The sequence below is a fragment of the Methanosarcina barkeri 3 genome (genome assembly GCF_000970305.1).
GTDB lineage: Archaea > Halobacteriota > Methanosarcinia > Methanosarcinales > Methanosarcinaceae > Methanosarcina > Methanosarcina barkeri_A.
Window position 1 is genome coordinate 1790932 of record NZ_CP009517.1, and the last position, 25468, is coordinate 1816399.

Sequence of the window (25468 nt, forward strand, 5' to 3'; positions counted from 1 at the left end):
TTCCTCTCCAGTTCCTTTAATTTCCTGAACTGCTCCGAAAGTTCGCAGTCAGTCTCTCCATTTTCTCTTCAAATTCCTCGTCATCATCCTTTTCCTCAAAACCCACAATCTGGATTAGAAAATATTTTAAAAAGCTATCTTTCCGGTTCCAGGAAACTGTTCAGTAAAACAAGCTCATGATGTATTCTGATATCCCCAGATCCTCAAAGATATATCGACCATCAAGTCGATCAGGGATTCTTCGCTCTTGATGAGGGATAGGGAATAAATTAAGTCGCACTGGATAACTCCTTTTACCGCAATTCCCCAGTCAATAAGGACTTCAAGAGGGTCTTTATCGCCTATCTCAACGCCATTGAAACGGCAAAAAAGTTCGGACACAGCTTTGTAGTACTCGTTTTTAAAATCCAGATTTTTGATTTCCTCCACTATCCCGTCGTCGAGCAGTGCGGCTATGATCAACGCTTTTGACAAAGATATGTTATCTCTGGTGTATTGCTGCATATTTTTTATTACATTCCTTATGTAGCCAGGAAAATCATTAAAATCAATATTTCCGGACTTATTTGTCATCAGTAGCTCGTCCGTATATCGATAGCTAATTTCCTTAAGGATGTCAAACTTACCTCCCGGGAAATATTTGTAGATCAGTCCTATGCTCACACCGCCAGCCTCAGCTATGTCTCGGATGGTTACATTTTCATAACCTTTTGTCTCTATTAACATGCACATTGCGTCCTGAATAGAGATAATTTTCGCTTTTTTATCCCGTTTCATGTTTTTTCGATCTTCTTGAACAGTTTTTTTATCCTGCATCTGGTATCTCCTGAGTGATCTGGTATCTCCTGAGTGAACAATATTCAAAACCGCTGTTAATAAATTGTATGAATTTATACTCCAAGTGAACAATAGTCAAAACTTCTGTTAATAAATTATATGCACTAATACTTTAAGTGAACAATGTTCAAAATCTTTATTAATAAGTTGTATGCATAAAAGATCAGTAGAATTTTATACAAAGTCCAGAAATAATTCAATATCTTTAATTGAAACCCATTTCAATAAATTTTATAAATACGTTTTAATAATTATTATAATACAGAACCGGGGTAAAAGACAATGAAAACTGCACTTTTTTTACTTATTTTTTACCTGATATCAGTTTTTCCGGCCTCTGCATCCGAGAATTCTCATACTGAAGAAATGAATACAGCGCACATAGCTGATCTTTATAGCGATCTTGAGTCCTTTGATATAACCCTTTACTCAGACCAGCCAGAAAACAATTTGAGTCTTGAGGTGCTCCTTGTCAGATCCATGGGAACAGACGAGAAAACACTTGACAAACAGGTACTTCCAATAGAAAATATTCCTGCAAATGAACAGGTGACAAAGGTTGGTTTCTGGAATGTAGGAAGTTCTGAACGCGGAGCTTATAAGTTAAAGGCCAGGCTTCTTGAAGGAAATAAGGCTCTCTCAGAGGCTAAGTATAATTTTGCTTACGCCACCAACTCTGCATTAAGGCTTCAGGTCAATGACCTGGTCGCTAACTCACAGGGAATTAGTGTCGCACTCTCTCCGAAAGAAGCCTCACTTTTTGATATTGAATATATGCTTGTAAATGGTTCGGACGTTGTTTATACAACAAAATCTGAAAAATTATCACTTACCAGCGCTCCTGATATTTTTTCCGCTCCCTGGGGTACACTTCTTGAAAACAATAAAGAGTATACCGGAAAAGTAAAGATTCAGGTTTATTCCCCTGAAAGAGAGATCATAAGCTCAGTCGAACAATTTACTGCCAGAGACGATGCGGAGATTACCGATATTTACAAAGATGAGACTGGAGCGAGTGCCACTGTTTACGGGCGCTCTCAGGTGCCTTTTGAAGGAAGCCTTGTTTTTTCGGTATACAAACTGAACACAAATTCTGAAAAAGGGAATACCAGTCTTGTTGAATCTGTCCAGCAAAAGGTTCCGGTATTGCTGAACGATGATGACGAAACCGTTGAAGTAGCCTGGAGCCACAAGCTTCCGGAAGGGATCTACAGGCTTGAAATCGAACTTCTGGGAAACGATGGTGATGCTATTGAACACAGGGAAACAGTTATCGAATCAGATCTCTCCCGGAATTCCAGCATTAGCCCGGTAAATAACACTACTTCAGAAACCGAAGCTTCAGGTGAAAACGGAACTCCGGGTTTTTCTGCGGCAACTTTAGTTTCAGGGCTTTCTGTGATTTATATCCTTTTTAGAAGTAAAATTTGAAACCAGATCTAAGGCTGTGAGTCCTATGCGTTATGAACTCTTTATCGCACTCAGGCAGATTAGGGCAAGGAAATTCCAGACAATTCTTTCAGTTGGAGCTATAGCTCTTGCTGTGATGGTACTTACCGTTTCTCAGGCTCTTATGGTTGGTTTCACAGATGAACTTTATAGTACTACGGTAAATAAACTTCCTCATGTATCGGTATCTCCGCAAGAAGATGAGGACTATATTTACCTTTACAGAACCCTTGTGGACAATATCGAAAAAATAGAAGGCGTTTCTACAGTTTCTCCTTTTCTTACGGGAAAAGCTTCCTTCAGGTTCAAAACAAATTCCTATAACGCCGAGTTGAAAGGTGTTCTACCTTTAAAGGAAAATAATATCAGCGATATTGAAACTGACATGGTTGAAGGAGATTTCAGGGACCTTGAATACTCCAGAAACACAATTGTAATTGGCTCGAAACTGGCAGATAAGCTTGAGGTTAATCCCGGAGACTCGGTTAATGTGTCTTTTCCCAATGCAAACCCTCTGTCCCTGAGAGTGGTTGGAATCTTCCATACAGGCTCTCCTCTGGACGAATCCCTTACTTATATATCTCTGGATACTGCTCAGGAGTTCTACAACGTTCCGGACGTAATTAACGGTCTTTCTGTCAGGCTTGAAGATTTTAACAGGGACAGGGAAGTTGCTGCTAAGATAGAAAAGACCGGTTATAAGGCAAGAGGGTGGACAGAAACCAACCCTGAAATCCTCAGGACAATCGCGATAGAAACTACCTCCAACAATGTAGTCCTTGGTCTGATTGTAGTTATTGCTTCTTTTGGAGTGGTTAGCGCTCTGAATCTTTCAGTTATCGGTGCAACAAGTCAGATAGGTATGCTACGGGCCATGGGAGCTACCATTTCCAGTATCAGAACAATCTTTGTGCTTCAAAGCGGTATTTTGGGTTTATTAGGTGCTCTTGTTGGGACTCTTACAGGAGTTGCAGTTTCTCTGGGAATAGGACAATACGAAATGCCAGCTGCCTCCTCGGAACTTTACGGCGGCCTTACAACTATTCCCATTGTAATCAGGATAGGGGATATTCTGGTCATTATTCTTGCAGTTTTCCTGCTGAACCTTATTGCCGGGATTTATCCTGCCCAGCAGGCAGCTAAACTCGATCCTGTAAAGTCCATCAGTTCAAAGTAAGTATAGAATTTATCAGTTCAAAGTAAGTATAGAATTTATCGGTTCAAAGTAAATACAGGTTTAAGGTTATTCCCTGGACTTATTCAGATGAAATTATTAAACAATATTAAAAAATACTTCAATAGACAGGATATTCTGGAAAATAAGGAATTCTCCGCTGACTAAAAATCCTAAGATGTACTATTTCCAGGAGCTAATTCAGATGTATGAATTGAAAATTGCTTTGAGGCAAGTTTTTTCCAGAAAAAGGCAAACCTTTTTTGCCATACTTGCAGTTGCCCTTGCCGTCGCTGTAATTACGGTAATGATGGCAATGCTTTCTGGCTTTCAAGGAGAGCTTATAAAGTCCAGTACTGAGAATAATCCCCATATTGTTATCAATCCTCAGGATGAAAAAGAAGGGTTTATTCATCTTTACAGATACAATTCAGCCCTGATTTCGGATAAAGAAGGAGTTATAGCGGTATCTCCTAAATATCTGGGTCAGGCAGCCCTGGAACATAAGGACAATGCAGAAGGTATTTCACTTCAGGGAATTGAACCTGAGGCTGAAGATAAGGTTATGCGAGTAAGCAAGGATATAGTAGAAGGGAGCTTTCTATCGCTTACCCATACAAGGCACGGAATAGTACTTGGAGATAAGCTTGCGGAAAATCTTGAGGTTCAGCCTGGGGATCGGGTAGATGCGGTATTTCCGGGCTCAAAAACAACTTCTTTTAAGGTTATAGGTCTGATCCACACAGGAACGGCTGCAGATGAGGTAACAGCTTATGCAAGGCTGGACTCGGTACAGGAATTTTTCAATGAACCCGGAGTTGTAAGCACAATAGGGATCAGGGTTGCAGATCCATATAAGGCAGATAGTATTGCAAGTTCAATTGAAAGGGAAACCGAGCTTAACGCAGTAAGCTGGATAGAAGCAAATGCAGAAATTCTTAACCTTCTAAACACTCAGAAGGTTTTCGTAAACATTTTCTATATTCTTATTTACGGAATTGCAGGTTTCGGGATTGCAAATACTCTGATTACCATTGTTGCCCAGAGAACCCGAGAAATAGGCATATTAAAAGCTATGGGAGCCTCTCAAAAAAGCATAATGATTGTCTTTCTTTTCCAGTCTGTGATTCTCGGAGCTATTGGGCTGGTTTTGGGCACTATCCTGGGTTATATTGCAACCATTACTCTGCAGAGTTATAAAATTGCAGTCCCTCAGGAGATGTATTTCGGGCTCCAGACACTTCCTCTTGAAGTCGAACCTCTAAACTTCGTATATGCTGCTTTCTTCGCCTTCATAATTAATATAATCTCAGGTATCTACCCTGCAAGAAAAGCTGCAAAGCTTGATCCTGTAAAAGCCATAGAAAGTGCCTGATATGATACACTTTCGCTGGTGTAAAAAAACTATTTGCTGCCTGGTTTCAGCGTAGAATTTACTTATATATTTAAGAATGTTCACATAAAAGTTGAGAACTTACTAAGTTGAAATCAAACAGAGTCGGTAAAACTTTGGATGTCTAAATATCAATAACTCTTGAGGCGTAGATATGACAGAAGAAAACCCAATAATCGAGCTTAAAAATCTGACAAAAACCTATAAAAACGGAATGGAATTCCGTGCTCTCGATAATGCAAATCTGAAAATAAAGAAGGGGGAATTCGTGGCAATTGTCGGACCATCAGGATCAGGTAAAAGTACACTTATGCACTTAATAGGCTTGCTGGATACTCCGAGTTCAGGCACTCTACTGATAGACAGGAATAACGTAACAAATATGTCTGACAAAGAACGTTCTGAGATCAGAAACAGGATGCTTGGTTTTGTCTTCCAATATCATCATTTGCTCCCTGATTTTACAGCCCTGGAAAACGTAATGATGCCACTTTTGATTGCTGGGAAAAAGAGGAAAGAAGCAAAGGAAACTGCCGAAAAACTCCTGAAAGAAGTAGGACTTGAAGACCGGATGGATCACAAACCCGGTGAACTTTCAGGAGGACAGAATCAGAGAGTTGCAATAGCAAGAGCATTGAGCTGTTCTCCTGCAATTGTACTTGGGGATGAACCGACAGGTAATCTCGATACAAAAACAGGTGACAGGATTTACGAACTTCTCAGGCAGTTGAATAAGGAGTATAATCAGACATTTATCGTAGTTACTCATAACGATGATATGGCTTTAAAAGCTGATAGAGTTATCAGGCTTGTGGATGGGAAAATTACGGCTCAGTAAGGAATGTGGAACATGTAAAAGGAAAGATAGTAAAAGATAGTTGAAGCACCAGGAGAAAAGAAACAATGGAAATTCTGGTAAAACGTTATGTGTGAATTATTTTGAAAGCGAGACTATGTGACTCTAAGACAAAGTAATATCCGATAGCGATTATAGCAATAACTGCTACAAGAAGTATTAGTCTATTCATTTGTTTTGAAAATTGCACGCGTATTTTCCCCCTTTATCTTTTAAATATAATGAACATCAATCATAAAAATATTGCTGTTGTCGTATAAGAGTGGCTGGAAAATACTGGTTGATGCCATTATTCTTGAGTCAGGTTCTTGACTATGTGTCCACTGGACATATAATTTTTCTAAAACTGCCTTAGTTAAAAACATTTGAAGTTGATTTTACTTTACGGATACGCAGGTTCAAGAAAATATCAAGCAAAAACAATTGAAATTCCTGAAAAAGTAATTAATGTCTTAGAAAGAATTAAAATCCTAAAAGGAATTAAAGCCTTAGAAAAACAATTAAAAACTTAGAAAAACAATTGAAAATTTTAAAAAGTAATTAAGGTATCAAAAGGGCATTAAAGCCCTAAAAAGCGACTAAAACATTGAAAACCCCTTTTAAAAGGATTAGAAAGAGCCTGGAAGAGTTTTGTTCATTTTACTGTAGCCCCCGATACAGTAATTCCGAAAACATCCCATCGTATGATATTCGGATTGAACCTCTTCCAGGCAATTCCTTACTCACATACCCTACCAGTCACTTTCCCATTGAGTTGATCCATCCATTTTTTCTACCGTGGTCTAAAATTCTTTTTTATCCGTTCGCTTTGATCTGTTCTCTTCAGTTTACAAACTATAATTATTCCTAAAATTATTTAAAATAAATTATATGAAAAATTGTTCGCAAACAAAAAATATTTGCCTATAAAATGTTATTTTAACGAACAATAAATAAATATTAAATATGATTTTATTATGTACTGTACTTTTTAAAAATTAATATCAAATTGTCACAAAAACCAACTGTAATTGACTGTAAATCAAATTTTGATTCATAAAAATTTACAGAGTTGTTAAAAGTAATTCGTCAAAAAATAGGAATAGTAAACTCTCTAGGGATAATAAACTCTCAAATTGTACAGTTTTATGAAAACAGTTTTAAAATTAGTGTTTTTATCATTTTTTACCGCTAAAACATAGGAGCATTTAAAATCAAAGATAATTTTCTGCAGGCTGAGAATGTTTGGGTAAACTGACAATTTGGAGTAAAACGACAATACTTGGCAGATATTCAGAAAAATTGTGTCCTAAGCCACTCTGTTTTAATTTATCTATTTTTAAATAACTTACGAAACTTCTAAAAATTCTGACAAAATCATATAACTTTTTAAATAGTGAACACATATGGGTCCTTATTATTTTTTTAAATTGAAGGAATTAAGAAATGTTGAGCTAAAGAAATAAAGAGTGTAAAAGTAGAAAAATCTCGTAATATGCTGTTTGTCTGGATTTCAATCAAGGTATTGATACATACTCCCGTGAACTGGAAAATATGTAAATCAAAAATGGAGGATTGAAAGTTATTAAAGGTAATGATTTACTAGAGAAAGCAGGAAAAATACCAGAAAGATATAAAGAAAAAATTATAGAGGAGCTTTCTCCAATAACCTCCAGCATTTTCCTGAGACTAGGAAAAGAAGGAACAGTTCTTTGTGCTAGCAAGGCAGCTAATGCTCTCCTCGAATACTGGGGTATAAGAGAGGGAGAAAAAGTTCCTCAGGAGTTAAGGCACAGTATAAGAAGAGTTCTTAGACAGGAAAATCCAGAAAATCTTGAAATTCAGGCAGGAGAAACGACATACTTTACAGTACTCTACCCTTTTCCGAAAAAGGAGTATGTGAATCTTGAAGGATTTAACACAACTCTCAAAGCCCTTACCGAAGAAAAACTTGGTAAAAAAGAAAAGCAATACCGTTTCCTCAGTAAACTGTGTAACCTCTACAGGATGTCCTTAACATGCAAAAACGTTCAAGAGATTATGGAAGAAAGTGCTCTGGTTATTGCTAAAGGCCTTGATATAGAATTTTCCAGAATCCTGGAACTCAAATCTGACGGAAACTTCATTATGAGAGCAGGGTATGGCTGGAAAGACAAAACCATAGACAGTGTTATCATAGAAAAGAAGTCTCAGGCAGAATGTACCCTTGTTTTGAGAAGACCGATTCTCCCGAAAGATATCGAAAACGAAACCCGCTTTGAATGCATTGAGTATCTCAGGCAATACGGAATACTCAGCGGAGTATCAGTCCTGATAGGAGATATAAATAAGCCTTTCGGGCTAGTGGAAGTTTACAGTCGAGAAAAAAGAGAATTTACTGAGGATGATGAATATTTCCTTGATTCTGCCGCTTTTTTGTTGTCTGAGGTCATAAAACGCCTGCATTATGAGGAAGAACTCCAGATTCATCAGCAAGAACTGGAAGAACTCGTCGAAAAAGAGACCCTTGCGTACACGGAAGCAAATGAGAAACTTGTACATGAAGTAATGGAAAGAAGAAAAATCGAAAATAAGCTTCAGAATAACGTGCAGTTTCTTGAAATCCTGCTTGATAGTATTCCAAGCCCTGTTTTCCAGAGGGACCTGAATGAAACATACGTAAACTGTAATGAGAGTTTCGCCAGGCAGATAATGGGGCTTCCAAAAGAAAAGGTTATAGGAGGTTCTTTTCATGAGTTTCGGAAAAAAGTTCCGAAAGAGCTTGCAGAAATATACCTTAAGGATGACAGGAGCCTTATTGAAAAAGGGGGGAACAACTATTACGAAACCAAAGTGGTCTGTGCCGACGGTGTGAACAGGGATTTTCTTTTCCATAAAGCTACCTATCAGGACAATTCAGGAGAAGTAGCCGGAGTTGTCGGAGTAATGCTTGATATAACACAGCGTAAAGAGGCTGAGGAAACCTTCAGAAAAAGTGAAGAAAAATATCGGATTGCTACCGAGCAGACCGGCCAGATCGTGTATGACTATAGTACAAAAACACAGAAAGTAGATTGGGCAGGAGCTATTGTAGAACTTACAGGTTACAACTTTGAGGAATTCCAAAAAATTAGTCCTGAAATATGGCTAGAGCATATTCATCCTGATGACCGCAAAAAAGTAACAGAAAAAGTAAGGATCTTTTTTGAAAGAGAGGAGAAGCTAAGGGAAGAATTCAGATTCAGAAGAAAGGATGGAAATTATATTTATGTAGAGGATAGGGGAGTGCTTCTTAGGGATGAGAAAGGGAACGCATATAGACTGCTCGGAGTAATGAAAGATATAACCAAACTAAAACTGGCTCAGGAAAGCCTTGAGAGAAGTGAAGAAAGATATCGGATTGCGACTGAACAGACAGGTCAGATAGTATATGACCATGATAGGCTCACAGGTAAAATCGAATGGGCTGGAGCCGTTAAAGAGCTTACCCAGTATAGTCCGGAAGACTTTCAAAGTTTTAATAGAAATGACTGGGAAGCAAATATTCATCCTGATGACCGCAAGAAAACTATTGAAAAGTTGGAAAAGTACAGGAAGAGAGAAGAGAGACTTACCACTGATTATAGATTCAGAAGGAAAGACGGAAGCTATCTTTATGTAGAAGACAGCTGGATTTTTCTGAAAGATGAACAGGGGCACTCTTACAGGGAAATCGGGGTAATGAAAGATATTACAGGGTTAAAACTTGCGTCGAAAAAGTTAAGAGAAAGCGAAGAACGATACAGATTTTTTATGAAGAACTTTAGGGGAATAGCTTTCCAGGGAGATCTGGATTTCAAACTCATTCTTCTGGAGGGAAGCGTAGAGGAAATTACAGGATACCTAAGAGAAGACTTCACTTCAGGGAAAATAAACTGGCAACAAATTGTTCTTCCTGATGACTGGAAAAAACTTGTTAATAATAATGAAAGATTAAAGAATGATCCGCTACTTCTCATAGAGAACGAATATCGTATAAGGCACAGGGAAGGAAAAATAAAATGGGTTCGCGAGATTGTCCAGAATATTTCGGACCCAACAGGCAAGAAAAGGATCCTGCAAGGCGCGATTTATGATATAACCGGACAAAAAGAAGCCGAAGAGTCTCTGAGGAAAATAGAAGAAATCCGTAAGAAAGAAATTCATCACCGCATAAAGAATAACCTCCAGGTTATTTCCAGCCTTCTGGAACTCCAGGCTGAAAGATTTAGTGAAAAGGAAGTCCTTGAGGCTTTCCGAGAAAGCCAAAATCGGATTACTACCATGGCTATAATCCATGAGAAACTTTACAGATCAGAAAATAGCGAGACTCTTGATTTTTCGGACTATCTTCAAAACCTGACTTCAGATCTCCTTCATTCATACAATATCAGAAAAGATGACATCAAAACATTTCTGGATATTCAAGAGATTTTTCTCGGAATGGACACTGCAGTTCCTCTGGGGATAATTATTAATGAGCTTGTATCCAATTCTTTGAAACATGCTTTCCCCCAGGGCAGAAAAGGAGAAATCCGAATAAAACTCTGCAAGACTGAAGAGAATGTAAAGAATAAAAGTATAAGTAATATCACTAATAATAATGGTGCAAAGAGCTCAATTAATAAAAATAGTCAATATTCGCTGGTAGTTTCGGACAATGGGTTGGGTTTTCCGGAAAAACTTGATTTCAGGAGTACTGGTTCTCTGGGTCTACAGCTTGTAAACATTCTTGTTGAGCAACTGGACGGTACAATTGAACTTCAAAAAGGTTCAGAGACTAGCTTCAAAATAGTATTTAAGGAAAACAACTGATTATCCAGAGGCTTATCCAATATAAAAGGGGAGATACAATGAAAAAAGCAAAAGTTCTGGTTGTCGAAGATCAGAATATCGTGGCTCTCAATATTAGAAACAAACTGAAAAACCTTGGTTACACCGTGCCGGGTACTGCGTCCACAGGAGAGGAAGCAATAAGAAAAGCCGAGTTAACGAACGCAGACCTTGTTTTGATGGACATTATGTTAAAAGGAGAAATGGATGGAATTGAAGCTGCCCGTGAGATAAAAAACCGACTTCGGATTCCAGTACTATATCTTACAGCCTATACTGATGACGAAACTCTTGAGAGGGCAAAAACAACAGAGCCTGCAGGATATATCTCTAAACCTTTTAAGGAAGAGGATCTGCACAGCAATATCGAAATGGCACTTCATAAACACAGAGCAGAAAAGAAAGAAGCCGAAAGAGAAGCTGAAAAGGAAAATGAAAAAGAAAATGAAAAGACTCCTGAGTAAACATTTACTGCAACCTTTCACCACAAATCTGGACCTGTGAAATCTCGTAAAAATTATAGAATGAATCCTTAATGGACATAGAGAATTTGAAAACCAGAAAAAAGTAGAATTGAGATTGGAGAAAAATAGCAGAGGGAATAATCTCAGCCATTGGTAAAAGAATCCTCTAAATCCTATTATGTAAAAGACAAAAACACTATTTTAATTTACCTGTAACATTGAAACTGAGAAAATTTTTTCTTCAGAAAGGTTTCTTTCACTAAAAACATCCTATTTACTTCCTTTTCGAATCAGTGAGACCCACAAAAAGCTGAAAGTATTAAAACGCTCATTTAGAATATTCGTTGTCTAGCAACCGTTGCGCCGGTTGATCACGCCTATAGGGTTTGGGGATAAGTTTTTCAAATCTAATGATTCTCTGGTTTTCGCTCAAACCTTTTGAGAAAAGGCTTGTGAGCACGCTGTGACTAGAGGTTTTTGATCAAACTTTTTTTAAAAAAGTTTGCGCTCAAGCCTTTTCTCAAAAGGCTTGTGAGCACGCCTATAGGGTTTGGGGAGTAAGGATCTCAAATTCAAGCATTTATGGGATTTTCAATAAAATCTTTTTTCAAAAGGCTTGCAGGCAACAGTAAAATTAATAAAAAAAGAGTTATATTAACCATATAATTTTTGGTGGTCATAAGTAAACCTGAGAGTAAGATGGGAGTTTTCTACTCTACAACATATGTAACCTATAGCTTGCAGTTACTTCGTTAAAGGGGAAAATCAAGATGATAGGATGCAGTTTTAGAAGTATGCGATTTTGAACATATATTTTTAGAGAAACGCAACTTTAGAGATTGTTAAAAAACAGTAAAAAGACAAAGAAAGGAACATAATCCAAAACATAAAGATGGATGAAAAATGGACGAAAAAATGGACAAAACGAAAATTCTAGTTGTAGAAGACCAGGCTATTGTGGCTTTAAATATTAAAATTCGGCTGAAGAATCTGGGGTACGCAGTTCCTAGCACTGCGGTTTCAGGGGAAGAAGCAATAAGAGAAGCTGAGCTTACAAACGCTGACCTGATTTTAATGGATATTATGCTAAAAGGAGATATGGATGGAATTGAAGCGGCCCGAATTATTAAATCACGCTTTGGAATACCCATAATTTACCTTACTGCCTGTACGGATTTTGAGACCCTTGAACGAGCGAATCTAACGGATGCGGAAGGATATATTTCAAAGCCCTTCAAAGAAGAAGACTTATACAAAAATATAGAGACTGCTCTTCTTAAAAACCGGTCAAAAAAGAAAAACAAGAGAGTGGTTAGAGTTAAAGATAAAAGTTATTAAATTAATTGAAGTTATTAAAGTTAATTGAAGATATTAAAGTTAATTGAAGATATTAAAGTTAATTGAAGATATTAAAGTTAATTGAAGATATTAAAGTTAATTGAAGATATTAAAGTTAATTGAAGATATTAAAGTTAATTGAAATTACTAAAAACAATATAAAGAGTCATCACCTTTTTCAGAGTTTAAGGACTTTTGCTGCTTTCATAGCATTGAGAACCATGGTTTCGACATCCATTTTTTGTTCTTCAAGTACAACAAGGTCATAATTTGCTCCAATTTCAGGCCGCTCAGGCACAGCAGTGCAGCTGCCTGCGGGTTGACTGGAAATATCATAGGTTCCGATTTTGCGGGCAATATCTATTATCTCTGTTTTATCAAAAGCTATCAAAGGATGATAAATGGGGATAGCAAGCTGATAGATTTCAGCATACATATTGGCAGCAGTCTGGGAAGCTACCTGTCCCAGGGAAGAACCGGTAATAATTCCACTTGCACCTTCTTTTTTCATAACCTCATAAGCTTCCCGGTACATCATGCGTTTGCAGAGAAGACAGGTATTTTTTCGTTTACATATGTCTATAAAGGCTTTGAGATTAGGACCATGAGGGATCTCGTAAGTTGTAAGCTGATGTCCCGGAGCCCACTTCTGAAGCTGACGAATACATTCAAAAGCGCGTTCTCTTGCGGCATTCTCGGCATAGGGCGAAGTGTTGCAGTATACGGGAATAATCATAACTCCGCGTTTCATCATAAGCCAGGCTGCAACTGGGGAGTCAAGCCCGCCGGACATTAAAATAACCATGCTTCCTTGGGTGCCGAGAGGAAGACCACCGACTCCGTTAAACGTTTCCAGGTAAATGTAAGCAAAATTTTGCCGCATTTCCACGAAAATTTCCTTATCAGGAGAACTCAGGTCAACTCTGGGATGCTTCCCTTTATTTTCCAGAGCACTCCAGACGGCATCCCCGCAGATTCTACCTATGTCCACTGAAGAAAAATGATGATTTCCGCTTCTTCTGGCCCTTACGGCAAAAGATTCGCCTTCTAAAACCAGGTCCTTGGCCAGGGTAGCACATACAATGGCTGCACTCTCAAGGGTCGGTTCAGTCGTCAATGCAGGAGAAGTAGAGACAACCCCAAAAACATCAGCAGCAGCCTCAGCCGCACTGAAATCCGTAGTGTCAATAAATATTCGGCCCCATTCCCTCCGTACCTGGGAATATGGAATATCTCGAGAATCCAGCATTGCCGCAATATTCTTCATAAGAATTTTCTCATACCAGTTACGAACTCCTGTACTTTTAAGGGCAAGTTCACCATACCGAACTATGACTACATTAGATGGAGCTTCAGACCTTAAAGAAGAAGGATCAGAACCAGGATTATCTGGATTTTCGATATAGTTTTCCGGTGTATTCTTGCTTTCTCTCGAGGTATGGGTATCTGCCTTAGGCTTTACTTCGATTTCATTGGAATTGTCTGTCATGGATGCTAACGTTAGGACGGCATGAAGTTTAAAACTTTCAGGATAAAGAATTTGATTTATGAAAGTAAGAGAGTTAATAAGTAAGAGAGTTAATAAGTAAGAGAGTTAATAAGTAAGAGAGTTAATAAGTAAGAGAGTTAATGAGTAAGAGAGTTAACAAGTAAGAAGAAAAAGTTAATAAAAAGCTATGAACCAGATGAAAAGAGTTAATAAGCCATGTCAGTACCATAAAAATATAAAGGAAAATAGTACCAGTACGCATTTAACTGCATACCGGAAAAGATTTATGGGTTTCAATCTTCCGGAACTCGAGTCTTAACCGGATTCCGTAATACTTCATTCTTTACTACTATTTGCTCTTTCCTCATCAGGTTCGGGAACATACCAGTAACCTGGGTCTTCACTTTCCCACCCCTCGTCAAGCTCAGTATAGTTCCCGTTTTCCGGTCCCTCATCAAGCTCAGTATAGTTCCCATTCTCCTGTCCCTCATCAAGTTCAGTATAGTTGCTGCTATTGTATTCCGGACTGTAGGAAGGATCAGTTATTTTTCCTGATTGAGAAAGCTCAGTCATGTTTGCACTTACATTTCCTGAAATATTCTCTTCTCCTCCATACCATCTTGAAGGTAGAGAGTAATTCAGAGTGCTGTCATAATACTCAGGAAGGAAGAACTTAGTTCCTCTTTTCTGTAGAGCGTCAACAAAACCAGGATCGATTTCGTCCAATTTTGCCTTGCATATAGCAGCCTCATCTAGTTTCTTTAGAGTGTAAAGAGCAAAACGTTTGTTGTAAAGGGTCGAAGCTGAGTTCGGGTTAATTGCAAGGATGCTGTCATAACATGAAACTGCTTCTTCAGTTTCTCCCATCATATTGTGGATGTATCCTTTGTTATACCAGGCTGTGATACAATCAGGTTTAAGCTCTATTGTTTTGTTGAAACAATTAAGAGATGCTTTATTGCTGCTTAACGTAAGATAAGTGCAACCCTGGAAATACAAGGCCGTAACATTATCTGGACTATATTCCAGAGCCTTATTGTAACAGTCAATAGCTTGCTGGTATTTTTCCAGCTTGTAGAGCACAAAGCCCTTTTTATTGTAGGCGTCCACATTTCCAGGGTCCAGTTCAAGAATTCTGTCATAGCAGCCTACTGCACCCTCAAAGTCTCCGCTGTTTTCCAGGGCTTTTCCCTGTTTGTAAATAATCTCCCTGTCATCCGGCGAGATTTCAAGCATTCTCTCGTAACATTCAGCAGTTTCCTCGTATCTACCAAGTGCTTCCAGTAAAGAGGCTTTTTCGGCCATGACCTGGGAACTTTCAGGCTGAAGCTTAATTATTCTATCGTAGTCTGACAGTGCTTCATCGGGTTTATTGGATTTCGATAGAGCAAGAGCCCGACTTCTGAGAGCCTCAATGTTTTCAGGCTCAGAGTTAAGAAGTGTAGTGTAACAGGAGATTGCCTCATCATACCTGCTCAGATTAGAGAGGGCAAGACCTTTCCCAAGGAGGGCATCTGAATTGCTGGAGTTTAGAGCAAGCAACTGGTCATAGTAACTGACTGCTTCTTCAAGCTTTCCAAGATTGCCTACAGTAGAAGCTATCCCATATAGGGCTCTACTTGACTGTGGGTCAAGGTCCAGGGCTTTCTTGTAGCATTCCAGAGCTTCTTCACTTCTATTTAACTTATCAAGTATCAAGCCTTCTTCATACCAGGCCTCAGCACGTGCAGGATTAATTGCAAGCACCATATCATAAGAAGTCAGTGCATCATCGTACATTCCGAGTTTACTGTAGATAGAGGCTTTTCCATACCATGCAGTATCGTAACTGACCTCGGGGCTAAAAAGGTTCAAATCTTCAGAAGGTTCGGCATGGTCTTCTGAGCTCATGTACTCATAATTCAGAAGATAAGCCCAGAAACCTCCAGAAAGCACCTGGGCAGGATTGGCATCTGTACTATTGTTTTTAACTTGCTCTGATACTGGAGTTATTGAGTCCTGTTCCATGCTTTTGTTCAACTTAAAGCGTGCAGCAGAATACTCGGGATCTATCAGAAGAGTCTGGTTATAGCATTCTGAAGCTTCTTCATGCTTTCCGAGTTCATCAAGAACTAGCCCTTTATTGTACCAGGCAGCTGCACTGCTTGGTACAGCCTCAAGGACTTTGTTGTAACATGTAAGCGAGCTTTCACATTTTCCAAGTTTCGCCAGGGCGAAAGCCTTACCAGACCAGGCAAATGTATAGTTTTCTTCAATATCGAGAGCTTTATCATAGCTTTCAACTGCATCTTTGTAGTCTTTGATTTTTGAAGAGTCTAAGCCTTTCTGGTACCATACTTTAGCATACCCGGAGTCCAGTTTCAGAGCTTGGTCATAGCATTCAACTGCTTCTTCATACTTGCCAAGCTTTTCAAGGCCCATGCCTTTCATATACCAGACAACAGCATGTTCAGACTCGGTTTCAAGAACCTTATCATAACACTCAATCGCAGAATCGTACTTTTCAAGCTTATCAAAAGACAGGGCTTTCTCGTACCATATCTTAACTGTGGGTGACTTAAATTCAGGATTTAATGGATAAGACGGAAGTGCAACCTCGTAAACACTTAGCTGTTCAAGTGAATCACTTCCGATTTCCTCAACCTGAATTCCTGTGTCCGGGTTAAGCGCTTTATCATAACACGCTATTGCAGCGTCATATTGGCCTGTTTTATTAAGCAGAGAGCCTTTACTATACCAGGCCTCGGAATTACCAGGATTGTAAACCAGAACTTCATCATAGCATTTCAGAGCTTCTTCGTTTCTTCCAAGCTTCTCAAGGCATACACCCTTCCTCTGTAAAACATCAAGATTTTCAGGTTCTGACAGAAGAACAAATTCATAGCAAGTAAGCGCCTCATCATAAATTGCCATTTTTTCAAGGTTAATACCTTTATTATGCCAGGCATCCACAATATCCGGATTAAAAGAAATTGCCTTGTCATAACAATCTATTGCAGTTTCGTAATCACCGGATTTATCAAGAACTGCTCCTTTTTGATACCAGAGTTCACCATTGTTAGGCGTGATATTAAGAGCGCTGTCAAAGCATTTAATTGCCTCAGGATACTTCTCAAGTCCGATGTAAGCCATTCCCTTCATCCGCAGAGAGTTGGAAGAATTGGAGTTAAGTTCAATAGATTTTTCATAAGAGTTCAGAGTTTCCTGATCAAGACCTAGCTGCTCAGAAGCAAGAGCTTTTCGATACCACACTGTGGCGAGATAGGTATCGGCTGCAAAGCTTTTATCGTAGCAGTTAACGGCCTCAACATATTTTTTTAGCTCAAGCTGTTTGTTGCCCTTATCATACCAGTTTTCGGAAGAAATCGGAAAGGTTAAAAGAGCCTTATGATAACAATTAACTGCTTCGGCATTCTTTCCCAGTTCGGCCAGAGAACGTCCTTTTCCGTACCAGGCCAGTGACGAATTAGAATCGATCTTAAGTGCTTCATTATAGCAGTTCATAGATAGTTGATATTTTTTAAGGGAGTATAACGTGTTCCCCTTGTCAATAAGACCTTCTATAGAAGCTGGGCGCTGTGCCATTATCTCAGAGAGATCAGGACTTACTTCAGTCTTTTCATTAACATCGGTCACATTAGTTTTTCCATCATTTTCTGCAGCCAGTTCCTGACCTGTGATGGCTCCTGCTACAGGTAAAAAACCTGAAAAGAAATATAACATTAAAGCAAGGAGAATATAAGAACTGACAATCAAATTACCTTTTCTAACTGAGCTCATTAAATACCCCGGTTTATTCTAATGAGTTCTTATGAAGACTTTTCACAAAGAGTCTCACACTGTCGCTGTATTCACTGTTCTGTACGGTTTCTATCTACATAAGCATGAGTGATTAAAGAATAAAAGTAACTATATAATATATTTTTGCTCCCCCGGTGAATAATTTAGATAGTATAAAAGGCCAGTCACATGCATTGTAACTTAATTTTAGAAGTTATCCCATATAAAATTTATGCAGTATAAAAAGACCCTCTGAATTGTTATTATACTTAACGCAGTATATTATTGTTACAGAAATAATAAATCGTAAAATAGAAAACACTCCGACAGTAAAATAAGATTTTTGACAGTAAAATAGAATTAATGATAAAAATACAGTCATTGATAGAGATATATCTCAAAATCCCAGTAGATATACGAAAAGATTATACATTGAAACTCCTATTGCAAAAGCATGCAGAAGGAAGAACTGGATTTCTTCAAAAAATGGTTTCTGGATTACGTAGACCAATTTTCCTCTCCGGAAGCTTTTATTCAGGAAAATATTGATTTGAAAATCGAACATACATCAAGAGTCTGTGAAAACATACTCTTACTCGCTAAAGCTGAAAACCTGGAGAAAGAAGGCTCCAGGCTGGCCGAAACAATAGCTTTATTTCATGATCTGGGTCGTTTTGAGCAGTTTACGAAATACAGGACGTTCAGTGACCTGGAATCTGAAAATCATGCCCTCCTTGGGGTAAAAATTCTGAAAAATGCCGGAATTCTTACCATTCTATCTCGGAAAGAGAAAGATTTAATTCTTAAAGCTGTGGAATATCATAATAGCATGGCAATTCCCGAATGCACAGAAACTTCCAGTGAATTCCTTTTTTATTTGAAATTGATTCGGGATGCCGATAAACTGGATATCCTGAAGCTTGTAAGTGAAGACTATGAAAAAAAGGAGGAATTCAGGAACCCGGCTCTTGAATTCGATATGCCTGATACGCCTGGATGTTCGGAAAAAATAGTTGCTGATATCCTGAATAATAGAATGGCAAAGCTTACAGATGCCAAAAATCTGAATGATATTAAACTCCTTCGTCTGAGCTGGATTTTCGACATTAATTTTCCTGCGGCTTTTAGCCTTCTCAGAGAACGTGGTTATCTAAAGACAATTCTGTACTCAATACCAGAAATTGAAGAAGTGCAGATAGTACGCAAACATATTGATAGCTATTTGAATGCAATTGAAACCAGGCCCAGAAACGAAGCTATGAAAACAGATATCAGCTAAGCTAATAAGCATTAAAGAGTATAGATCAGATTAAACCGAAACATCAATAAGTGTTAGATAAACTGAACAAAAGAGAGCTGAATAAAAGAGAGAAGAGATGATGTATGAAAATTATAAATGCGATTCATTAGAAAAGGAAATCCAACTCATTAGAAAAGGAAATCCAACTCATTAGAAAAGGAAATCCAACTCATTAGAAAAGGAAATCCAACTCATTAGAAAAAGAAATCCAACTCATTAGAAAAAGAAATCCAATTCATTAGAAAAAGAAATCCATTCAGAAATCATTTAAATGTTAGCTTACTCCATGAATCTTCTACGAGATTCATTGCCCAAACTGCGCCGATAATCTGAACGAACCTGATTTCTTAACTGTTCTTCAAGCATTGATTCCAGGGAATCTTCTTTAATATTTTTCTCTATATGTTTATCCTTTTCCTCTAAACCCGATCTACTTTGACTCTTTTTCTCTGTCATATTAAAATCATCCCCGGTTCACTTAGATAATATACATTTTGCTGTAATCTACACTTTCACTTAAATTTATTCTCAATTATCTTTTAGAACGTTAGTTTAATTAAATATTACTAGCAGGATTAAAAATTATTTTAGTTAAATGTTATTTTAAATTAGAGTATCATCTTAAACTAAAACATTGTTTCAAATTAGAGCGTTGTCTTAAACTAGAACATTGTTTTAAGTTAGAGTATTATTTTAATTAGGATTTTTTTGGACCTTTCATTATTGAGCCAGAATCTTGAAAGATGTTCAGGTTTTATCAACTGCTTTGATTCCGGAAGGCTGTTCAATAAACTCCACTTCGAGCCCGGAAATTTCACGCAGCCTGGAGCATAAAGCCTCCATACCCGGATTTTCCGTGGCATAGTGAGTAGCATCAATAAGACAGAGTTCCTCATACTCACGGATAATGTTATGCTTAAGTTCGGAAGATATGAAAGCATCGACTCTATTTGCCCTTGCAATTTCAAGGAACTCAGTAGTAAAGCCACTGCCACCAATGACCATTACTCTCCTTATTTCCTCTTTTTCACCAACATATATTACAGGAGTTTGCAGGGTCTCCGAAACATGAGATGCCAGTTCAGCCGAAGTACAGGATTCGACCTCTCCTATTATGCCGGTTTCCACATTTTCGAGATTCTTTAGTCCAAGCCTTGCAGCAAGCACATCATTAATGCCCCCTTCAGCCCTATCATAGTTTGTATGCATGCTGTAAAGGGATATTCCGTTATCAAGAGCAAGCCTGAGGGATTCAGCAAGGGATTTTGAGACTTTGTTTATCGGATGGAAGATAAGAGTATGGTGGGTAACCAGAAGATTTGCTTCCATTTCTGCGGCTTTCTTAAGCACATAAGAATTGGCATCGAGAGCAACTGCAATTCTTTCTATATTATTTCCCAGGTTGAGAATTAGTCCGATTCTGCCTTCATCAAAATCTTCAGCAAGTTCAGGCGGCGCGATTTCTTCGAGAGTTTCTACGACCTTTATAAGTTCCATGAAAAAACCTCCGATATCGGAAGGAATTACTACTTTTTGATTAAGTTTTGAGACTTATGAAACTTCCTTTCCTGATTCTTTAGGATACACGGCCTTAAAAAGAAAACAACTCTGATATAAGAAGTTTATTAGAGATGAAAACAGTACAAAAAATTAAATACCTTATGCCAAGATAATTTATAGAGTTTAGTAAAAGTTCTTATCGTGTAATGAAATTAGAGCTACTAAATTAATAAAGTTAGAAAAATGCAAATCATAAGGGAGTGCTGGGGCAAAACCGATGCATAGAGTAGTAAAATACGGCTGATTCAATAGTAAATAGACATTTATTATGTATAATTTATAGTCGTAAATTTAAAGAGCTGTAGCCATTTCAGGAACTCAAAATGCATGCTTCCAGTGCGTAGATTAAGTATAAAGATATCAAATTCAAGGAAGATGATTATGGCTAAGAAGCTTGCACTGATTGCATTACTTGCCGTTTTCTTCGTTTCGGCTTTTTCAGTAACTGCTTTTGCGGAAGAAGACATCGAGTGGGTAGAGAAACAGGATGGAACAACACTGTACTGGGGGGATACGGTAACAGTCAATGGCTATGATATAAAGGCAGAAGATTTTAACGATGACAACCAGGTTTTTATTTCAATCTCAAAAGACGGAGAAAAACTTAAGACTTCTCCACTTTCCGTAGGCCTGGAAGTCGTATATGACGACAGGATAAAGGTTTATGCCCAGGAAGTGGACCCTAATTATGAGACTATCGAGAAAAACGGAAAGAAATTCAAAACCGGAAACTGGAACCCCTATGCTAAACTGGATATCCTTATAAAAGGAGAACCAAGATTTGACATAGAAGTTGAAACTAAAAAAGATACATATGACTCGAAATCTACCGGGGACAGCGCAATCGATGTCTCGATAAAGATTAAAAATGAAGGAGATGCAAAAGCTGAAAACACCATTCTAACCATAGACACAGCCGGAATGGAAGTTCTTAAAGGAAAAACAAAATACACGTTTGGTCAAGTCTTTAAAGACGAAACTCTTGAACCTGTAAACCTTACGTTGAAAGCTCCCAAACCATGGGAAGATACTGACCTTAATGTAACTGCAAAAGTTACCTGCGAGGACGTAAGGGATGAGAAGCATGAAGACATAGGCTTCAAAGTCATAAAAATAGAAAAAAAATGGGGTCTCGTTATTTCAAAAGTTATTACAAAAAATAATCATATGGGAAAACCTATCCGTGTCTCGGTTAACGTCCGGAACGAAGGACTGTGTGATCTGGATAATATTATACTTAAGGATTCGGTGGCTCCAGAAACACACCTTCAGAAAGACATGGTGCTCGAGAAGACCCTTTCCCTTAAATCTGGAGAATTAACTGAAAAAATTTTTGAGTACACCCTGATTCCTGACAAACCAGGAGAATTCACCTTCCCAAAAGCAACGGCTAACTTTACCCTGCCAAATGGGCAGAATGGGGAAGCGGGTTCCAATAACTCGGAAAATATAAAAATTTACGGACCAGAAATTTCAGTCACAAAAACCATTGACCGTCAGCAACTGAATTCAGGAGATAAACTGACTGTAACGATCACTGTAAGAAACACCGGAAATGTTGGTTCAAGTGTGACAGTAACCGACATCGTTCCTCCGGAAGCTAAACTAATAAGCGGGGAAACCAGTTTCAAGCAAATTCTCGAAAGCAATGGTGATTCAAAAACAGTAAGTTATATCCTGCAGATGCATAAAGAAGGGGAAGTTCGTCTGCCTGCATGCAAAGCAAGTTTCCTCGACCTTGATGAATACTCAGGAGAGGTTATTTCGGATACTCCTGCTGTTTATGTAGGAGTACCCATTTCTCTTGAAGGTAGCAGCGAGCAGCCGGAAGGGAAAACGGACTCAAATCAGGAAAAAAATGATTCCTCAGTTATGGCGCAAAATGAAGAATCCGAAGATACTCCCGGGTTCGGCCCTGTTCTTGCCATAGCAGGTTTTCTCGTAGTTGCAGGCATTCTGGGAAGAAGACGCACCTGAAAAGCTTAAAATGAAAGTTTTGAACGCTCTGGATTTTCCAGGGCATTCACCTCTTGTTTTCAATAGAATTTACTGAAAAAACTTCTTGTCATCACTTTTTCCATTACTTTCAGTTACTTATTTACTATTTCCATATTTATTATTTCCATATTTATTATTTCCATATTTATTAATAAGGATAGAAATTATTTTATGATGTAATTCTTGACTGTTTCAAAAGCGATAAATTAATATAAACCTCTTTTACCTTGAAACTTATTTAGATAAAAAAATAAAAGTTTAATATAAAGAAAAAGTTAATGTTCTTATTAGTTTTCAAATGAAAAAAGAATTTTTTGAAGCAAAACAAAAAGGATTGAAAGTGAAAAAAGCTCAACACTGCCGTTAGAAGAGACACTGCCTTAGAATAAATATTTTATTCGGGAAAAGGAAGCAAAACATGAAAGAATTCCAGAACTGGATCAAAGCAAAAACTCTAATCCTTACTCATGGAGACTCGGATGGGATATGCTCTGGTGCGATTGCAAAAACCGCTTATCCGGATGCGTATGTGTATTTTACAAATCCGGTTAACCTTCTTGAGAAACTAAAACTTATCGAGGATGTGAAAACTCTTATTATTTGCGATATTGCAATCGATGAAAAGAACTGCTCTGAACTTCACGCAGCACTTAGCAGACTTGCAGAAAAATGCAACCTTTACTACGTTGACCATCACCCTTTTCCGAAAAGCTGTGAGAAAGAAAGCTGGTTCTACCATGATCTCGAAGCCTGTTCCTCAGAGCTGACCTACAGGCTTTTTGAGGAACAGCTGGATAGGGATATGCGGAGGATAGCAATTTACGGAGCAATTGGGGACTTTTGCGACAACACTCCTCATTTAAAGAGCTGGGTTAAGGATTGGGATAAAAGAAGCCTTTATTTCCAGGCCGGAATCCTGACCCAGGCCATCCTATATAAAGGAAGGGAGTACGAATTCAAGAGAGCCCTTCTTGAACCTCTCTCAAAGGATATCATCCCATCAAATATTCCGAACCTATCTGAACTTGCCAGGGAAGCTGCAGTTAACGAGGAAAGATTAAGGCTTTTTGTTAAATATAATGTGGAAGTTCTGAGAAATTGTGCGTATATTGTAAATACAAATAACTCCATTTCAAAGGCAGCAATCTACGCAGCCTCTTACGGCAGACGGGAAGTAGGGATTGCAGCCGAGTATCGTGAAAGAAAGGGGGCTTATGACCTGAGTATCCGCTCAAGAGGAGAGATCGACGTAAACAGTATTCTCCGCTTAGTAGCCCCAAGATTCGGAGGAAGCGGCGGAGGACATCCTCTTGCAGCAGGTGCTCGAATTCCTGAAGATTCCCTTAACGCATTCCTCAGGGCTTTTGATAAAAAACTTGAGGAAGCACATGAGTAAAAAACTGGAGCGCTGCCTGACCAAAAATGTCAACCCACAACTATTGACCCATAACTGTTGACCCATAACTGTTGGGCTGCAACCGTTGACCCGCAACCGTTGCGCCTGTTGATCACGCCGTCGTGATGTTTTAGATTTAGCAGTGATTTTCGCTCAAGCCTTTTTTAAAAAGGCTTGTGATCACGCCTATAGGGTTTGGGGATAAGTTCTTTAAATCCAAACGTTACTGAGGTTTTCGGTCAAGCCTTTTTCCAAAAGGGTTGCGGTTAAGCCTTTTTAAAAAAGGGTTGCGGTTAAGCCTTTTTAAAAAAGGGTTGCGGTTAAGCCTTTTTAAAAAAGGCTTGTGATCACGCCGTGTCATGGATTTTTGATCAATCCTTTTAAAAAAATTGTTTGAAAGGCTTGGAGGTAAAAACAATGGAAACCAGTAAGACTGCAGCTGAAAGCGGAGTAAGCTTTGAGATTATCTTTGTAGGCCGTTCAAACGTGGGCAAATCCTCTTTGCTAAGGGAACTTTTCGGGGCGAAAGTAAGAGTAGGAAAACGCCCAGGAGTTACCCTGCGCCCTGCCCATGCTCAGGTTTCGGACATGCTTATCACGGATATGCCTGGCTTCGGCTTCATGAGCGGAGTAAAAGACAGGAAGCAGGATATCGTAAAAGATAAAACCGTGCACTATATCGAAGATAATGCCAAAAAGATCAAGCTCGGAGTGCTTGTTATAGATGGCCCGGCTTTTCCGCAGATTGTGGACCGCTGGGACTCAAGAGACCAGATTCCGATAGACGTTGAAATGTTTGATTTTCTCAGGGAAGTCGGGATTGATACCATTATTGCAGCAAACAAGATGGATAAAGTAAAAGAGAGCGAGTACGATCCCCTTCTTGACGAGATCGCAGCCCGTCTCGGGCTTGAGCCTCCCTGGCAGAACTGGAAACACATTATAGCGCCTATTAGCGCCAAAAAAGGAGACATGAAAGCTTTAAAAGGTCTGCTTCGGGACAGACTGCACGAAATGAAAAGAGATGACCTATTCAAGTATGTTTGATTTAAAAAAACTCGTCATAAGGCATATCGTCACAAAGCATGATTGCCATGTAACTTCACTTCTGAGTGGGTCTTATAATACCCAAAAAGTCTCTCTCCCCACTCAATAGCCTTTGGATCAGAGCTAAACAAACCTGTGGTTACATCATATTCAATGCCGCTTTTCTTGTACAGGCTTAAGGCAAGGCATTTATTCGTAACAATTAACCCCATTTTAAGGTCTTCACTTTTATATCTTAACTGAAAATTGCTATAACTCTTCAGTATCTCAAGTTTTTCTGCATAAGGCGACTGTTTTAATTCTTCTGCAATATGAAGAGGAACTATAAGCTCAACAGGGACTCCTTCTTTCACTTTTTCCGAGATGGAATCAGCATATCCTTCAGTTATCACGGACGATATACCGTATATATGTTCTGCCTCTTTAATCGTTTTTAACTGATTGGTGTAGACATTAAGGATTTTTGTTCTTCTGTCATGGAGAACTTTAGAATTATAAAGACATCCAATTTCTTTTAGCAATGGAGTGGGAATTCCTTCCATGTAATGCGTAGACCAGAAATATTTGAGTTTATTAAT

The 25468-nt window shown here is 38.5% G+C and carries 18 protein-coding genes; 12 read left to right on the plus strand and 6 right to left on the minus strand.

The window, feature by feature from the left end; all coding sequences use genetic code 11:
- Positions 1-174: 174 nt before the first annotated feature.
- Positions 175-816 (minus strand): TetR/AcrR family transcriptional regulator, encoded by a 642-nt coding sequence (locus MSBR3_RS07220; RefSeq protein WP_048107324.1) that lies wholly within the window; start codon positions 814-816, stop codon positions 175-177.
- A 303-nt stretch (positions 817-1119) separates the two neighbouring features.
- Here MSBR3_RS07220 and MSBR3_RS07225 point away from each other — a divergent pair, with 303 nt between their 5' ends.
- The 8 genes from MSBR3_RS07225 to MSBR3_RS07255 all read left to right on the plus strand — a co-directional run bounded on the left by MSBR3_RS07225 (position 1120) and on the right by MSBR3_RS07255 (position 12320).
- Complete coding sequence (locus MSBR3_RS07225; protein WP_048107325.1) at positions 1120-2268, plus strand: hypothetical protein; 1149 nt, start codon at positions 1120-1122, stop codon at positions 2266-2268.
- A gap of 25 nt (positions 2269-2293) precedes the next feature.
- Entirely contained in the window at positions 2294-3463 is a 1170-nt protein-coding gene (locus tag MSBR3_RS07230) for an ABC transporter permease (RefSeq protein WP_048107326.1), read from the plus strand.
- A 202-nt stretch (positions 3464-3665) separates the two neighbouring features.
- Positions 3666-4835 (plus strand): ABC transporter permease, encoded by a 1170-nt coding sequence (locus MSBR3_RS07235; RefSeq protein WP_048107327.1) that lies wholly within the window; start codon positions 3666-3668, stop codon positions 4833-4835.
- Between the two features lie 172 nt (positions 4836-5007).
- The gene (locus tag MSBR3_RS07240) at positions 5008-5691 is read left to right on the plus strand and encodes an ABC transporter ATP-binding protein (protein ID WP_048107328.1); all 684 of its coding nucleotides are present in this window, start codon (positions 5008-5010) and stop codon (positions 5689-5691) included.
- Between the two features lie 383 nt (positions 5692-6074).
- Positions 6075-6221, plus strand: coding sequence for a hypothetical protein (locus MSBR3_RS20150; protein WP_196297027.1), 147 nt, complete (start codon positions 6075-6077; stop codon positions 6219-6221).
- A 1042-nt stretch (positions 6222-7263) separates the two neighbouring features.
- Entirely contained in the window at positions 7264-10500 is a 3237-nt protein-coding gene (locus MSBR3_RS07245) for a PAS domain-containing protein (RefSeq protein ID WP_155396752.1), read from the plus strand.
- 38 nt (positions 10501-10538) lie between these two features.
- Positions 10539-10982, plus strand: coding sequence for a response regulator (locus MSBR3_RS07250; protein ID WP_048107329.1), 444 nt, complete (start codon positions 10539-10541; stop codon positions 10980-10982).
- 915 nt (positions 10983-11897) lie between these two features.
- Entirely contained in the window at positions 11898-12320 is a 423-nt protein-coding gene (locus MSBR3_RS07255) for a response regulator (RefSeq protein ID WP_048110161.1), read from the plus strand.
- Between the two features lie 178 nt (positions 12321-12498).
- Here the strand turns inward: MSBR3_RS07255 and thiI are convergent, their stop codons facing one another.
- Positions 12499-13809, minus strand: coding sequence for a tRNA uracil 4-sulfurtransferase ThiI (gene thiI / locus MSBR3_RS07260; RefSeq protein ID WP_230627946.1), 1311 nt, complete (start codon positions 13807-13809; stop codon positions 12499-12501).
- A gap of 336 nt (positions 13810-14145) precedes the next feature.
- The gene (locus tag MSBR3_RS07265; RefSeq protein ID WP_048107330.1) at positions 14146-17589 is read right to left on the minus strand and encodes a tetratricopeptide repeat protein; all 3444 of its coding nucleotides are present in this window, start codon (positions 17587-17589) and stop codon (positions 14146-14148) included.
- A 454-nt stretch (positions 17590-18043) separates the two neighbouring features.
- On the opposite strand from MSBR3_RS07265, the gene MSBR3_RS07270 reads away from it, so the two are divergent.
- Positions 18044-18868, plus strand: coding sequence for an HD domain-containing protein (locus MSBR3_RS07270; RefSeq protein ID WP_048107331.1), 825 nt, complete (start codon positions 18044-18046; stop codon positions 18866-18868).
- A gap of 300 nt (positions 18869-19168) precedes the next feature.
- Here MSBR3_RS07270 and MSBR3_RS20155 read toward each other — a convergent pair whose 3' ends face one another.
- The gene (locus tag MSBR3_RS20155) at positions 19169-19345 is read right to left on the minus strand and encodes a hypothetical protein (protein WP_155396753.1); all 177 of its coding nucleotides are present in this window, start codon (positions 19343-19345) and stop codon (positions 19169-19171) included.
- Between the two features lie 291 nt (positions 19346-19636).
- Positions 19637-20386: a Nif3-like dinuclear metal center hexameric protein gene (locus MSBR3_RS07275; protein WP_048107332.1), complete on the minus strand. Its 750-nt coding sequence runs from the start codon at positions 20384-20386 to the stop codon at positions 19637-19639.
- Positions 20387-20830: 444 nt separating this feature from the next.
- Here MSBR3_RS07275 and MSBR3_RS07280 point away from each other — a divergent pair, with 444 nt between their 5' ends.
- The 3 genes from MSBR3_RS07280 (at position 20831) to engB (ending at position 24890) form a co-directional block, all read left to right on the plus strand.
- A complete protein-coding gene (locus tag MSBR3_RS07280; protein WP_048107333.1) occupies positions 20831-22426 on the plus strand; it encodes a BatD family protein in 1596 nt (531 codons plus the stop codon).
- Between the two features lie 439 nt (positions 22427-22865).
- A complete protein-coding gene (locus MSBR3_RS07285) occupies positions 22866-23843 on the plus strand; it encodes a DHHA1 domain-containing protein (RefSeq protein ID WP_048107334.1) in 978 nt (325 codons plus the stop codon).
- Between the two features lie 417 nt (positions 23844-24260).
- Positions 24261-24890, plus strand: coding sequence for a GTP-binding protein EngB (gene engB / locus MSBR3_RS07295; RefSeq protein WP_048107336.1), 630 nt, complete (start codon positions 24261-24263; stop codon positions 24888-24890).
- Between the two features lie 29 nt (positions 24891-24919).
- Here the strand turns inward: engB and MSBR3_RS07300 are convergent, their stop codons facing one another.
- Positions 24920-25432, minus strand: coding sequence for a helix-turn-helix transcriptional regulator (locus tag MSBR3_RS07300; protein ID WP_230627949.1), 513 nt, complete (start codon positions 25430-25432; stop codon positions 24920-24922).
- Between the last annotated feature and the right edge of the window lie 36 nt (positions 25433-25468).